Here is a 12,105-nt window from a genome sequence, read left to right as displayed (position 1 = left end):
TGACGCGTCGGCGCAATCCGCCCGGCGAGGCGCGTGGTTCAGGCCGGAACGTACGTCAACCTGATCACGTCCTCGCCGACGCGATCGGTGGAAACAAGGCGGAGCGGTGGCCGCGGGCCGGCGAAGAATGGCTTGCCGCGGCCAAGCACGACGGGGTGGAGGTAGAGCCGGTATTCATCGACAAGACCAAGGTCGGTCAGGCTTGCCGCGAGGTCCGGGCCGGACACAGAAATCTCCCCAGCGAGCCGATCCTTCAGGTCACGGATCACCGCCTCGATGTCATCATCGACAAGCGTGGCGTTGGGACCAACCGACTTCAGCGAGTGCGACACGACCCACTTCGGCAGGCGCCGCCAGGCCGCGGCGAACTCGTGGCGCTCGGCATCCCACTCGGGACGGTCTTCGTCCCAATAACGCATGGTCTCGTACATGCGGCGACCGTACACACTGCCCGTCAGATCACGTGCGTGCTCTATCCAGTGACGAAAGAGCACGGGCCCGGTCGACATCTCCTGATGGTCGACATAACCGTCGAGGGACTGGTTCATTCCAAAGACGAGCTTCGCCATGTCGCAAGATCTCCACTGCAGGGTATTCAGGCCGCCTCGATCAGCAGTGTGCTCACGCCAGGTGCCTACGCTCGCAAAGCCCGGTCAGCGTCGGCGCATAGGCGCGGCGACCTCCGGCATGCAGGCGGTTCAGCACCCTCTCCCAGGACCAGCCGCCGGTCCAGGCCCCGTGCACGATCAGGAATGTCAGGTTTCGATCCGTCATGGTCTTCCCCGCCAACCAGTTGCGAGTTGCAATTGGTTGGAGTTTATCAATCCAATTTCATTTTGCAACCGGTTTTATCGAGACATAAAAGGGGGAGGCCCTCACCCTTTGGCGACATGCGGGCGTCTTTTTCAACGCCTCGCATGTCCTTCAGGATGAAGGCCAACACCCGCCAAAACAGACTGTGCCGCTTACTTCTTCGCGGACGTCAGCGCGAAGAAAGCGCCCTGCGGATCGAGCGCCTGGACGATCCAGGAGCCGCCGGGGACTTCCATCGGGCCGTGGACGACCTTGCCGCCGCCTGCCGTCAACCGGGTGATGGCGGCGTCGATCGAGTCAACGATGAAATAGTAGCACCAGCAGGCCATCGGCACTTCCGCCGGCTTGGTCATCATGCCGCCGATCTGCCGGCCGTTATGGGAGAAGATGTGGTAGGTGCCCATCGGTCCCATGTCGAAATCATGGTCGAGCTTCCAGCCGAACATCTTGCCGTAGAAATCGACCGCTTGCCTGCCGTTTCCGGCATAAAGCTCGCGCCAGCCGACATTGCCGACGGCATCCGGGGCGAGTTCCTGAGGCGGATTTTCCATCGGCAGCGGCGTCATGATGCAGATGACCGCACCATGCGGATCGGCAACGACCGCGAAGCGGCCGATGCCCGGAATATCCTCCGGCTCGCGCTGCACGCGGCCGCCATTGGCGACGAAATCCTTGGCCATCTGGTCGACATCGTCGACCGAGACATAACCCGTCCAGTTCGGCGGGATCTTGCCCTCGAGTTCGGGCGGAAAGTTCATCATGCCGCCGATGCCCGGGCAATTGTCACCCTCGCCCATCTCGAACAGGTAGTAGGCGGGCATGTCGGGCATGCTCATTTCCTTCACCTTCCAGCCGACCACCGACGAATAGAATTTTCCGCCGGCATCGGTATCGGGCGTCATCAGCTCGACCCAGATGAACTTGCCATGGGTCTCGGATCGAGACCCGGTAACGGTCTGCAACATGGTCGTCTCCTCTACGAATGACTGCGTCGACCGACGCGTTGAATTGGACACACGCAGGCTCAGCGCTTGCGGGCGTAGCTGGCCTCCATGAACTGCTTCCAGGAGCCGTCCGGCTGTTTCGCGCTGGAATTGAAGGTCCGGTGATCGTCGTCGGTGAAGATGATCTGCTCGCGGTAGTCGCCTGTCTTGCCAGGGTTGGCGAAATCCGGACCGGTCGTATAGAGATTGAGCGTCGATCCGTCTTCGGACACCTCACCCTCATAGACCCAAAGATGGTTCATCATCGTGCCGAGCCAGGTGCCGACATATTTGCCCTTGGCCGGATCGTAGCCGAGAGTGAGAATGGTGGTGGCGGGGCCACCGCCATCCGGCATGTCGCCGCTGCCTTCGGCGACGAACCAGATGCCGTTCAGCGAGCGGCAGACCTCGACCCATTTTTCGTCGTGGCCCATGCTGGTGGACGTCACTTCCCAAAGGCCGACCATTCTTTCCAGAAAGCCGTGTTCGGCCTGGGGTTTGGGCATTTCCATCGCGCTCATCTTTTCCTCCTCCTCTTTTCGAAGCTCCAGAATGAACCCGTTCAATGGCAGCAGGATGAAGCCGTCTCTTGTGGTTTCGGTTCGTATTCGTCGTGGCGCTTGACGAAGTTCATCGTCGAGTCCTCGTTGCGACCAAGCGGCGCCCGGTCGAGGATCATCAGCGTGCCGATCAGCTCTTCGCCGCCTCGGGCGTAGCTGGAATAGGTATGAAAGACCTCGCTCGCCTCGTTCCTGTAGAAGGCGGAAAGGCCCGGCAGTTCATCATGCGCCTCGGACGGCGGCACTTCACGGAAGTTATAATACACCGCCTCCTTGGCAAGGTCCTCCCTGGAAAAGGAAACGTGATAGTCGAAGTTGAAATCGCTGCCGAAGGACGAGACCCAGGGGAATTTCCAGCCCATGCGCCTCTTGTAGGCCTCGATCTTGTCGAGCGGCGCGCGGGCGACTGCGATGAAGGTGACATCGTGGTTGTTGAGATGCGGAAGCGTGCCGTCGATATGATCCGACAGGAACGAGCAGCCGGGGCAGCCGGCATCCCAATCCGGACCGAGCATGAAATGGTAGACGATCAGCTGGCTGCGGCCCTCGAACAGTTCGGCGAGCGACTTTCTGCCCTTCGGGGTGTCGAACACATAATCCTTGTCGACCTTGACCCAGGGCATGGCCAGGCGCTCGGCGCGCACCTTGTCGCGCAGATGGGTCTCTTCCTTTTCCAAGGCCAGCAGCTTGCGCCGGGCCTCGAGCCACTCCTCGCGGCTGACGACAGGGTTTTTCGGGGACACGGTGACATCCATGACAGGCCTCCTCCAATGCTTGACAGAATAAGTTGATATCAACATACTCTTCCGATGCTGTCAAACACCCCGACTATCGAAGTGATTCCCTTTTCGACGACGCTGCTGGTACGCGACACGTGCCTCTGCCTGCATGTGCAGCGCGCGGCGCGGGCGTTGGCCCGGCGTTTCGACAATGCGATGAAGCCGATCGGGCTCACCAACGGGCAGTTCTCGCTGATGATGTCGCTGAACCGGCCGCAGCCGGCGCCGATGGGCCAGGTCGCCAACCTGCTCGCGATGGACCGCACGACGCTGACGGCGGCACTGAAAGTGCTGGAACGGCGCGGTCTGGTCGAAACCACCGTCGATCCGAAGGACCGGCGCGGCCGGCTCCTGCGCCTGACGGACGACGGAATGACCATGCTTTCCGCCGCACTGCCGATCTGGATACGGGTGCATGGGGAGATCGATGCGGAGCTTGGCGAGGGCGGGCCGGAAGAGCTGCGGGCGACGCTCGGCGGGATCAGGTAGAGCGGGGCGGTAGCCGATCACGCTCTGAAAGCAAGGGCGGTGGCGGCTTTGCGCCAGAAGCGGGCTTTGCGACCGTCGCAAAGTCGGGAAACAAGTGCCGGTTTCGCGAATTTTTGCGAAACCGCTTTTAGTGGGTTGACTTAGAGTGCGCTCTAACCGGTAGCCTCCCATGCGTCGTGACGAAAGAAGGGCGTTTATGAAGATTGGCGAACTGGCAAAGCGTTCAGGACTGTCAGCCTACACCATCCGTTATTATGAGCGGATCGGGTTGCTTCCTCATGCCGACAGAGACCAATCGGGCCAACGTGATTACGACGCGTCAATCCTGATCTGGATGGAATTTCTCGACCGTCTCAAATCGACCGGGATGCCTATTCGGGAAATGCTGCACTACGCAGCTCTACGGGAGCGCGGCGTCGGCACGGAATCAGAGCGCAGCGCGTTGCTTGAACAGCACCGCGAGCGTGTCCGTGCCCATGTGGCCGAACTGCAAGCCTGCCTTCTCGTCCTCGACACCAAGATCGCCGGATATGCCGGCAAGGAACAGAGGAAAAATGATCATGACGCACCAATCCCCGAACGCCGGCGAAAGCCGGCTGGAACGCGGCAAGAGGGCGCTCGCTGAAATCGACGGCGCGGCCGGCCACAATGTCATCGCCGCTCTGAGGGACATCGCCCCCGACTTCGCAAACTACGTGTTCGAGTTTCCATTTGGCGACATCTACAGCCGCCCTGGCCTCGATCTGCGCGCCCGTGAGATCGCCACTATCGCGGCGCTGACTGCGATGGGAACCGCTACTCCGCAACTGAAGGTTCACATAGAAGCGGGCCTGAATGTCGGTGTAACCAAGGAGGAAATTACCGAGACTATCATACAAATGGCCGTTTATGCCGGTTTTCCTGCAGCGCTTAATGGCCTGTTCGCAGCCAAGGAAGTCTTTGCCGCCCGGTTCCCCACACTTGGTGAGCAGGAGCAATCTATCGAACCCCCGTTTCCAAGGTAAACGTTGGTATCGGCACTTCTGCCGCGGAAACCTTTGAATTTGTGATGAGGATTTCGCCATTGGTTTTATAAGGGAGCTATCTTTGGCAAACCTGCTCACAAAGGCGGTAGAATGACCGCTTAGGGCCCAAAGCAGCTCTTACCTCTGCCTCCCCATCTACCCCAACCAAACCATCAATCGGCCGGCCTACTGCTGCCGCGGGCCGCTCGCCGCAGCCGCTCGGGTGGCAGTTATCGCCCCCGCAAAATCACGGAGGCGCAAAAGAAAACCGCCCGCCAAGGATCAAGGCGGGCGGTTTTCAACGTCGGACGGAGCGGCTCCCGCTGGTCGGGTCTTGCCGTAGATCAGGCGACCGAGACCGGCACTTCCGTCGAGGTGCGCATCGCGTGGCTATAGGGGCAGACGATGTGGGCCTTGGCGGCGAGGTCTTCGGCCTGGGCCTTGTCCATGCCCGGAATGTCGACCAGAAGGGACACTTCGATGCCGAAACCGCCGCCGTCTTCGCGCGGGCCGATGCCGACAGTCGCCGTCACCTTGGCGTCATCCGGGATCTTTACCTTTTCCTTGCCGGCGACGAATTTCAGCGCACCGAGGAAGCAGGCGGAATAACCGGTGGCAAAGAGCTGTTCCGGATTGGTGCCCCGGGCACCGTCGCCGCCGAGTTCCTTCGGAACCGTCAGCGTGACGTCGAGAACGCCGTCTTCCGAGGCGCCATGGCCGGCGCGGCCGCCGGTGGCGGAAGCCTTGGTGGTATAGAGAATGGGCATGAGTCTAACTCCCTTGGTCTTTGACGATGGTTCTGGGTTAAAAATCTTGTCCGCAATTCAATTGCGCACAATCTAATTACGCGCATTGCATTTTGCCGTCAAGCCTGCGAAAATGCGGGCCGGGAAAAAGATAGAGCACAAGAACGTGAAGACAGGACCGGCCATGCAGAAAAAAGCGCACGACCGCCAAGATTTCGAGATCAGCCTCGATGCGCAGCTGTGCTTTGCGATCTACGGCGCGGCGCACGCCTTCACGCGCACCTACAAGCCGCTGCTGGAGCCGCTCGGGCTCACCTATCCGCAATACCTGGTGATGATCGCGCTGTGGGAGGAGGACGACCAGCCGGTGAAGGCGATCGGCGATCGACTGGGCCTCGATTCCGGCACGCTCTCCCCTCTTCTCAAGCGGCTCGAGCAATCCGGCCTCGTCGCCCGCAAGCGCGACCGCGACGACGAGCGGCAGGTGAGGATCTCGCTGACGAAAAAGGGAACGGAGCTGAAAACCCAGGCGGCGGGCGTCGCCGGTGCGATCGGCAAGGCCGTCGGCTGCAGTGTCGAAGAGGCGGTGGCGCTACGCGACGAACTGATCGCGCTGAAGCAGAGGCTGACCAAGGCGGGGAGCGAAAAAGAGACACTGCCATCTGTTTGATCGCATGGGGCGCCATCAAGGCCAAGTGACAACGGCGGAGGCAGTCATTCCCTGCCGAGATGATCCACGACGATCCGGTCGATCCAAGTACGGTGCTCTTCCTTGACGAGCGGATTGGTGCCGGGTTCGCCGGCGACCGTGATCAGCGCCTTCCAAAGGCACCAGCCGCGCGCCCTTTCCCAGGTCCGCGCATCGAGCCCGACCCGATCGCGGAAAGCGCGGGCCGCCGGTGCGTCGAACAGCGTCCACGCGATAACGAGGTCGCAGGCGGGATCGCCCGTGCCGGAACTGCCGAAATCGATCACCGCGGAAAGCCGCCCGCCACGGACGAGGAGATTGCCGTCAGCGACGTCGCCATGCACCCAGACCGGCCTGTTCTCCCAGGTCGAAGCGAGCGCCCTCTCCCAGATCTCGGTAATCAGCGGCACGTCGATTTCGCCAGAGAGGACGTCGATCGAGCGGCGCGTCTCGTCGTCATAGACTTCCAGCGCGCCGCCGCGGTAAAAATTATGTTGGCCGGCGGGCGGGCCATCGGAAGCGTCGATTTTCCAGAGCGCCAGGAGGAAATCGGCCAGATCCTCGGCAAATTCCGTCAGGTTCACTATGCTCTGCAGCCCCGAGCGCTCGCCCTCGATCCAGCGATAGACCGACCAAGGCCAAGGATAACCCTCGCCCGGCCTTCCGAGCCCGAGGGGCACGGGAATGGGAAGCGGCAGTTGCGGGGCCAGTGCCGGCAGGACGCGGTGCTCCTTTTCGACCTGCGCGACATACCGTTCGGCGCGCGGCAGACGCACCGACATGGTGTCGCCGAGATGGAAGGTGCGGTTGCGCCACCCACCGATCGCGACCGGTCTCACCTGGAGACCCGCCCAATCCGGAAACTGGGCGGCGATCAGGCTTTTCACGAGAGCGGTGTCGATCTCGACCATGCACAAATCCCCTTCGGCGCGAGATCCAGGTTGCGCCGGGGATGACTAGCAACTGTCTGTGACAGAAATTACTGCCACACCACGATGCGCGCTTTTTCCGGCACGCGGTCGTAGAGGTCGATGATATCCTGGTTCATCAGCCGCACGCAGCCCGACGACGCGGCGGTGCCGATCGAATTCCATTCCGGCGAACCGTGCAGGCGGTAGAGCGTGTCCTTGCCGTTCTGGAAGATGTAGAGCGCGCGGGCGCCGAGGGGGTTCCGAAGGCCGGGCGGCATGCCGCCGTTCTTTGCCGAATACTTGGTCAGTTCCGGCTGGCGCGCGACCATCTCGTCCGGCGGCGTCCATTTCGGCCATCTCTGGCGCCACTGGATGACGCCCTCGCCCTGCCAGGCGAAACCCTCGCGGCCGATGCCGACGCCGTAGCGCATGGCAGTGCCGCCGGGCTCGACGAGGTAGAGGAAGCGCGACGCCGTGTCGACCACCACCGTGCCGGGGCGTTCGCCGGTCGGATCGACGACCTGCTGGCGATAATAGCGCGGGTTGATCTGGCGATATGGGATCGCCGGGATGACGAAACCGCCGTCGACGACGGTGCCGTACATGACATCCAGTTCCGACGACGGACCTTCAATAGGCTCCGGACGGAAGGCAACCGTCGTGGCCAGCGGACGCGGCACGGACGAGGCGCAGCCGGCAAGCGTGGAGGCGGCGCCCGCGCCGAGGAGAGACAAGAAACTCCGGCGGGAAAAGGAAGGGTTCAGGATCATCTGAGGCAGGACCGCTCGATAGTAAACGCAGGGAACAGCAAAATCGCTCTTTAACGGCAGGGCGGTCGAAAGGTTCCGACTCGCTCCCCGAGCTGGAAGATAGGTCCGCGGTCCTTAATCAACTATTCACGAGACCTACACGGCAGTTCAAACCCCTGAGATGACGATAAAAAAAGAGCGGCAACGCCGCTCTTTCCGTCCATTGAAGGGAATGTTGCCGTGGTCAGATGACCACGATCGGCGTGCCCGAAGGAACGCGGTCGAAGAGGTCGATGACATCCTGGTTGAGCATGCGCACGCAGCCGGACGAGGTCTGCTTGCCGACGGACTGCCAGTCCGGCGTGCCGTGCACGCGGTAGAGCGTGTCCTGGCCATCCTTGAAGATATAGAGCGCGCGGGCGCCGAGCGGATTGTTGAGGCCCGGATTGGCACCGCCCTCGGCGGCCGAAAATTTGCGCAGATCCGGCTGGCGGGCGACCATCTCGTCCGGCGGCGTCCAGCGCGGCCATTCCGCCTTGCGCTGGATGACGCCGCGGCCCTGCCACGAGAAACCGGCCTTGCCGAGGCCGACGCCGTAGCGGATCGCCTTGCCGCCCGGCTGCACGAAATAGAGGAAACGTTCCCCGGTATCGACGACGATCGTGCCCGGCGCTTCGTTGGTGCGGTAATCGACGTCTTGGCGCAGATAACGGGCATCGATGCGCGAATAGGGGATGGCCGGAAGCGTGTGGCCGTCGTCGCGGATGACGCCGTACATGGCCCGGTGGACCGGATTGGAAACCGGCAATCCATAGGTCTGGTGGAAAGTCGACGGATAGAGCTGGCGCTTGTGCGGAATGGCGCCCGGCATCGGAGGCGGCTGGTTCGACGGCGGATCGGCATAGGGCGCAACGTTGAAGACCGGCGCCGTCTGCTGCACGAAGACGTCCGGGTTCATGCGGCTGGTATCGGTGACCAAAGGGATCTGACAGCCACCGAGCGCCGCGGACGCGGCGAGCATGGCGGAAAGGCCAAGGGGGCGGCGGTAAGGTCGAAAGGAGAATGGCATGGGAACCCGCTTCCAGCAGATGACGTCCGGCCGACAATGGCAGATGCGGCTGGCGCGAAGCTGGTGGAACCGTTCATGAGTGCCAGCCAGCACCGGCACGGGCCGCCGATGCCGGATAGCGTGCCACGCGCGCATCGAAGTCGCGGGCGATATCTGCCAGCGTCACCTTGCCGAAGCGGCTGAGAAGCAGCTTTTCGGCCTCCCCGAAAGCTTCGGAAAGGGCTGCATTGACCGCCTGCTCCACCAGGCATGCCGGCTGGTCGCAGGCAGGACCGACCGCAAAGACCGCAGGCTCGCCCACCGCTTCGTAGATGTCGAGCAATGTCATTTCCGACAGGGGGCGACCCAGTCTCCAGCCGCCGCCATGGCCCTTTTCCGAGCGCACATAGCCCTTCTCCCGAAGCCCCGCCATGGTGCGGCGGACCACGACCGGATTGGTGTTGAGCATCGCGGCAATGGTTTCCGACGTGGCCGCGCCTTCGTGGCGATCCATATGGATCAGCACATGCAGCATGCGGGACAGGCGGCTGTCGTGTCTCATCGAGGCGCTCCCTCGCGTTTTCGGCCACCCATTTCTAACACGCACATTCATTCGCAACAACATAAGTTACAAGTCCATTGACCGCGCGCCATCATGTAACTTATGTTGTTTCAAGACTCATGAGGAGGATTTCGCATGGATTACGAAGCGATCGTCATCGGCGGCAGCTATGCCGGCCTTTCCGCCGCCCTGCAGCTCGCCCGCGCCCGGCGGCGCGTCCTCGTCATCGACGACGGCCGCCGCAGGAACCGTTTTGCTGAGACTTCGCATGGGTTCCTCACCCGCGACGGCGAACGGCCCGAGACCATTGCCGGCGAGGCCCGCTCCCAGCTGATGGCCTATCCGACCGTCGAATGGCTCGACGCACGGGCCGATGATGCCCGGAAAAGCGAAGCCGGTTTCTCGGTGACAGCGGGCGGCAAGGAGCTTGCGGGGAAACGGCTGGTGCTCGCCATGGGCGTCAGGGATCACCTGCCTGATATCCCCGGCCTGATCGACCGGTGGGGCAAAAGCGTCTTTCATTGCCCCTATTGCCACGGTTACGAATTGAACCGCGGACAGGTAGGCGTGATCGGCGTCTCCACCATGTCGATGCATCACGCGCTGATGCTGCCCGACTGGGGCTCGACCACCCTGTTGCTCAACGATGCGTTCCGGCCTGACGAGGAACAGGCCGGCCAGCTGGCGGCGCGCGGTGTCGCCATCGAGGAAACCCCGATCTCATCGATCGGCGGCCATGCCGAAATCCTGCTGCAGGATGGCCGGGCCTTGAGTTTTGCCGGACTTTTCGTTCTGTCCCGGACGGAATTGGCAAGTCCCATTGCCGAACAGCTCGGCTGCGCCCTGGAAGACGGCCCGGTGGGGAAATTCATCCGCACCGACATGACCCAGCAGACCAGCATTCCCGGTGTTTTCGCCTGCGGGGATGCTGCCCGCGCGGCGGGCTCGGTGGCGATTTCCGTCGGTGACGGCGCCATGGCGGGCGCGGGGACGCACCGGTCGCTGATGTTCGGGTAAATCTTACGACACCCTCTTCACAGGATGCGGCTTCACAGGATGCGGCGGGCCTGTTCCGGTGACGGAAGCCAGCAGGCCTCTCGCCGTCCAAAGATGCGATAGCGATTTCTGGCGATCAGGCGATAAAGCGGATCGCGAATGAACCGCGGCACCAGCCTGACGATCGACAGCGCCTTCCAGGGCCATCCGAGCCCGTCATAGATTGCCAGAACCGCATCGCTGTCGCGCAGGACGCTCTGCCCATCCACGACGATCATGGTTTCGGGGTTTTCGGGATCGATCCCGCACCGACGGTAAAGCGCTGCGCCGACCTCGCCCTGCATCGACGCCAGGCGGAACCTTGCGGCGCGATCATGCCGAAGCACGAACTGGGCGTTGGCCGAACACAGGACGCACATCGCATCGAAGACGATGATCGGCCCGCCCAAATCCATTCCGTTGCTGCCGCTCATACATGCGCTCCGGCGAAGGCTCGGCCTCAACCCGTGACCTGGTTGAAGAAGCGAATGCTTTCGGCGACCGCGCCCGGCACAACGCCGTTGTGATTGCCGGGCAGGAGCTTCGCCTCGATCGAGACGCCGGCTGATTTCGCCCGGTCCATCAGCAGCCGGTGATCGGCGTCGAAGGGCCGTTCCTCGGTGCCGCGCAGCAGGAGCGTCGGGCATTTGAGGCTGTGGCCGAAGCAGACCGAAGAGCGCATGATGAATTCCTTCTGGTCGCTCTCGTCGAAACGCACTTCCCGCTCGAACCGGCCGAAATAACGCCAGGAATTGACGCCCGCCGAGATCGGCGCGGAGGCGCGGAACTTTCGCGTCATCGAGGCGAGCAGCGCCAGCGTGCCGCCATTCGAATGGCCGGCAAGGAAGAAGCGGTTCTTGTCGATCCCCGGCAATTGCTCCAGATAGGCGGCTGCCGCCAGCGCATCCGACGTTTCGTCGTAGAAGCCCGAATAATTGCCGGCCTGGCCGTTTTCGCCGCGGAACGAGGGCAGCATGACGACGTAGCCCGCTTCCCAATAGGCCTTCATCAGTTCCCAATGGCCGTCGCCGGTGGCGTTGCCGCCATGCAGGAAAAGGACCGCGGGTTTCAGTTTCGCGGAGGGCTCATAGGGCGAAATCCAGGCGATCAGTTCGATCGAGCCGTCCGGTCCGCCGCGATACATCACCTTCTTCGAACCTGCGGGCGTGCCGAGCGGAGGCGACTGTTCGGGGGACGGGCCCTTGCGGATGAGGTTGGTGTGGAAATGCCGGCGAGCGTCGCCGTAATCCTCCTTTTCGAGCGGAGGAACCTCAGGCACGGGAAACTCCGCGCGAGCCGCGGCGGGCAGCATGGCTGCAGCCAAGAGGCCGGCGGCGCCAGCCAGCAGGGTACGGCGGGTCAGACCGCCGTCTTCCATGAGATTTCGGGAAGAAAGAATGCGGGGATCTGTCATATGTGATGAGCCTGAAGAGCGTTTCGCCAGTCCGATATCAGCATTTGCAGGAAACGCTGTCCATTCACTCATTCGCGAACTTCATAGGAAAACCCGAGGCTTGGATTGCCTACAGCCTCTTCGCGCGCACCGCATCCTTCTCCTTGCGCCACTGGACGAGCGCCTGAAGAAACGGTCCGGCAGTCACGCCAAGAACAGCGCCGCCGACCACCCATCCGAGAGCGCCGCCGCCCAGGAGTTCCTGGCCGATATAGGCGGCTGCGACGCAGCCGATGAGCGCGACAATGCCCTTGATGATAAAGCTCGATTTCGTCATGTCGTTAT

18 protein-coding genes are annotated in these 12,105 nt (G+C 62.4%); 5 read left to right on the top strand and 13 right to left on the bottom strand.

The window, feature by feature from the left end:
• Positions 1 to 38: 38 nt before the first annotated feature.
• From LZK81_RS05700 to LZK81_RS05680, 5 genes are all read right to left on the bottom strand, one after another.
• Complete coding sequence (locus tag LZK81_RS05700) at positions 39 to 569, bottom strand: dihydrofolate reductase family protein (RefSeq protein ID WP_233955457.1); 531 nt, start codon at positions 567 to 569, stop codon at positions 39 to 41.
• Positions 570 to 621: 52 nt separating this feature from the next.
• A complete protein-coding gene (locus LZK81_RS05695) occupies positions 622 to 774 on the bottom strand; it encodes a hypothetical protein (protein WP_233955456.1) in 153 nt (50 codons plus the stop codon).
• Between the two features lie 191 nt (positions 775 to 965).
• Positions 966 to 1,778 (bottom strand): VOC family protein, encoded by an 813-nt coding sequence (locus tag LZK81_RS05690; RefSeq protein ID WP_046610762.1) that lies wholly within the window; start codon positions 1,776 to 1,778, stop codon positions 966 to 968.
• A gap of 59 nt (positions 1,779 to 1,837) precedes the next feature.
• Positions 1,838 to 2,317 (bottom strand): DUF1579 domain-containing protein, encoded by a 480-nt coding sequence (locus tag LZK81_RS05685; RefSeq protein WP_418936474.1) that lies wholly within the window; start codon positions 2,315 to 2,317, stop codon positions 1,838 to 1,840.
• 41 nt (positions 2,318 to 2,358) lie between these two features.
• The gene (locus tag LZK81_RS05680) at positions 2,359 to 3,111 is read right to left on the bottom strand and encodes a DUF899 domain-containing protein (RefSeq protein WP_233955455.1); all 753 of its coding nucleotides are present in this window, start codon (positions 3,109 to 3,111) and stop codon (positions 2,359 to 2,361) included.
• A 57-nt stretch (positions 3,112 to 3,168) separates the two neighbouring features.
• Between LZK81_RS05680 and LZK81_RS05675 the strand changes: the two genes are divergently transcribed.
• The 3 genes from LZK81_RS05675 to LZK81_RS05665 all read left to right on the top strand — a co-directional run bounded on the left by LZK81_RS05675 (position 3,169) and on the right by LZK81_RS05665 (position 4,628).
• A complete protein-coding gene (locus LZK81_RS05675; protein WP_233956483.1) occupies positions 3,169 to 3,624 on the top strand; it encodes a MarR family winged helix-turn-helix transcriptional regulator in 456 nt (151 codons plus the stop codon).
• Between the two features lie 196 nt (positions 3,625 to 3,820).
• A complete protein-coding gene (locus LZK81_RS05670) occupies positions 3,821 to 4,249 on the top strand; it encodes a MerR family transcriptional regulator (protein ID WP_233955453.1) in 429 nt (142 codons plus the stop codon).
• Entirely contained in the window at positions 4,185 to 4,628 is a 444-nt protein-coding gene (locus tag LZK81_RS05665; protein ID WP_233956482.1) for a carboxymuconolactone decarboxylase family protein, read from the top strand. The genes LZK81_RS05670 and LZK81_RS05665 overlap by 65 nt, the downstream gene beginning before the upstream one ends.
• A 344-nt stretch (positions 4,629 to 4,972) precedes the next feature.
• Here the strand turns inward: LZK81_RS05665 and LZK81_RS05660 are convergent, their stop codons facing one another.
• Complete coding sequence (locus tag LZK81_RS05660; RefSeq protein WP_037084108.1) at positions 4,973 to 5,395, bottom strand: organic hydroperoxide resistance protein; 423 nt, start codon at positions 5,393 to 5,395, stop codon at positions 4,973 to 4,975.
• 163 nt (positions 5,396 to 5,558) lie between these two features.
• Here LZK81_RS05660 and LZK81_RS05655 point away from each other — a divergent pair, with 163 nt between their 5' ends.
• Complete coding sequence (locus tag LZK81_RS05655) at positions 5,559 to 6,044, top strand: MarR family winged helix-turn-helix transcriptional regulator (protein WP_233955452.1); 486 nt, start codon at positions 5,559 to 5,561, stop codon at positions 6,042 to 6,044.
• A 44-nt stretch (positions 6,045 to 6,088) separates the two neighbouring features.
• On the opposite strand, the gene LZK81_RS05650 is transcribed toward LZK81_RS05655, so the two are convergent.
• From LZK81_RS05650 to LZK81_RS05635, 4 genes are all read right to left on the bottom strand, one after another.
• A complete protein-coding gene (locus LZK81_RS05650) occupies positions 6,089 to 6,973 on the bottom strand; it encodes an aminoglycoside phosphotransferase family protein (RefSeq protein ID WP_233955451.1) in 885 nt (294 codons plus the stop codon).
• A 68-nt stretch (positions 6,974 to 7,041) separates the two neighbouring features.
• Positions 7,042 to 7,743, bottom strand: a complete 702-nt coding sequence (locus LZK81_RS05645) for a L,D-transpeptidase (RefSeq protein WP_046627214.1) — start codon at positions 7,741 to 7,743, stop codon at positions 7,042 to 7,044.
• Between the two features lie 223 nt (positions 7,744 to 7,966).
• Positions 7,967 to 8,743 carry a L,D-transpeptidase gene (locus tag LZK81_RS05640; RefSeq protein WP_233956481.1) on the bottom strand — a complete coding sequence of 259 codons (777 nt, stop codon included), beginning with the start codon at positions 8,741 to 8,743 and terminating at the stop codon, positions 7,967 to 7,969.
• Positions 8,744 to 8,864: 121 nt separating this feature from the next.
• A complete protein-coding gene (locus tag LZK81_RS05635) occupies positions 8,865 to 9,332 on the bottom strand; it encodes an Rrf2 family transcriptional regulator (protein WP_233955450.1) in 468 nt (155 codons plus the stop codon).
• A gap of 135 nt (positions 9,333 to 9,467) precedes the next feature.
• Between LZK81_RS05635 and LZK81_RS05630 the strand changes: the two genes are divergently transcribed.
• Positions 9,468 to 10,349 (top strand): NAD(P)/FAD-dependent oxidoreductase, encoded by an 882-nt coding sequence (locus tag LZK81_RS05630; protein ID WP_233955449.1) that lies wholly within the window; start codon positions 9,468 to 9,470, stop codon positions 10,347 to 10,349.
• A 32-nt stretch (positions 10,350 to 10,381) separates the two neighbouring features.
• Here the strand turns inward: LZK81_RS05630 and LZK81_RS05625 are convergent, their stop codons facing one another.
• From LZK81_RS05625 to LZK81_RS05615, 3 genes are all read right to left on the bottom strand, one after another.
• Positions 10,382 to 10,801, bottom strand: coding sequence for a thiol-disulfide oxidoreductase DCC family protein (locus LZK81_RS05625; RefSeq protein WP_233955448.1), 420 nt, complete (start codon positions 10,799 to 10,801; stop codon positions 10,382 to 10,384).
• Between the two features lie 26 nt (positions 10,802 to 10,827).
• Positions 10,828 to 11,781 (bottom strand): alpha/beta hydrolase family protein, encoded by a 954-nt coding sequence (locus LZK81_RS05620; protein WP_418936473.1) that lies wholly within the window; start codon positions 11,779 to 11,781, stop codon positions 10,828 to 10,830.
• Between the two features lie 109 nt (positions 11,782 to 11,890).
• On the bottom strand, positions 11,891 to 12,097 hold the full coding sequence (locus LZK81_RS05615; protein ID WP_233955446.1) for a hypothetical protein: 207 nt from the start codon (positions 12,095 to 12,097) through the stop codon (positions 11,891 to 11,893).
• Positions 12,098 to 12,105: the final 8 nt, after the last annotated feature.

Origin of the sequence: Neorhizobium galegae (genome assembly GCF_021391675.1) — a bacterium.
GTDB lineage: Bacteria > Pseudomonadota > Alphaproteobacteria > Rhizobiales > Rhizobiaceae > Neorhizobium > Neorhizobium galegae_B.
Note: the sequence above shows the minus strand (reverse complement) of the source record. Positions and strands in the feature narration are given on the sequence as shown.

Coding starts and splice junctions, on each gene's coding strand:
- LZK81_RS05630 (WP_233955449.1), top strand. CDS start 9,468: ATGGATTACGAAGCGATCGTCATCGGCGGCAGCTATGCCGGCCTTTCC.
- LZK81_RS05650 (WP_233955451.1), bottom strand. CDS start 6,973: ATGGTCGAGATCGACACCGCTCTCGTGAAAAGCCTGATCGCCGCCCAG.
- LZK81_RS05700 (WP_233955457.1), bottom strand. CDS start 569: ATGGCGAAGCTCGTCTTTGGAATGAACCAGTCCCTCGACGGTTATGTC.
- LZK81_RS05615 (WP_233955446.1), bottom strand. CDS start 12,097: ATGACGAAATCGAGCTTTATCATCAAGGGCATTGTCGCGCTCATCGGC.
- LZK81_RS05690 (WP_046610762.1), bottom strand. CDS start 1,778: ATGTTGCAGACCGTTACCGGGTCTCGATCCGAGACCCATGGCAAGTTC.
- LZK81_RS05660 (WP_037084108.1), bottom strand. CDS start 5,395: ATGCCCATTCTCTATACCACCAAGGCTTCCGCCACCGGCGGCCGCGCC.
- LZK81_RS05635 (WP_233955450.1), bottom strand. CDS start 9,332: ATGAGACACGACAGCCGCCTGTCCCGCATGCTGCATGTGCTGATCCAT.
- LZK81_RS05685 (WP_418936474.1), bottom strand. CDS start 2,317: ATGAGCGCGATGGAAATGCCCAAACCCCAGGCCGAACACGGCTTTCTG.
- LZK81_RS05670 (WP_233955453.1), top strand. CDS start 3,821: ATGAAGATTGGCGAACTGGCAAAGCGTTCAGGACTGTCAGCCTACACC.
- LZK81_RS05640 (WP_233956481.1), bottom strand. CDS start 8,743: ATGCTCGCCGCGTCCGCGGCGCTCGGTGGCTGTCAGATCCCTTTGGTC.
- LZK81_RS05665 (WP_233956482.1), top strand. CDS start 4,185: ATGACGCACCAATCCCCGAACGCCGGCGAAAGCCGGCTGGAACGCGGC.
- LZK81_RS05695 (WP_233955456.1), bottom strand. CDS start 774: ATGACGGATCGAAACCTGACATTCCTGATCGTGCACGGGGCCTGGACC.
- LZK81_RS05655 (WP_233955452.1), top strand. CDS start 5,559: ATGCAGAAAAAAGCGCACGACCGCCAAGATTTCGAGATCAGCCTCGAT.
- LZK81_RS05645 (WP_046627214.1), bottom strand. CDS start 7,743: ATGATCCTGAACCCTTCCTTTTCCCGCCGGAGTTTCTTGTCTCTCCTC.
- LZK81_RS05680 (WP_233955455.1), bottom strand. CDS start 3,111: ATGGATGTCACCGTGTCCCCGAAAAACCCTGTCGTCAGCCGCGAGGAG.
- LZK81_RS05620 (WP_418936473.1), bottom strand. CDS start 11,781: ATGACAGATCCCCGCATTCTTTCTTCCCGAAATCTCATGGAAGACGGC.
- LZK81_RS05625 (WP_233955448.1), bottom strand. CDS start 10,801: ATGAGCGGCAGCAACGGAATGGATTTGGGCGGGCCGATCATCGTCTTC.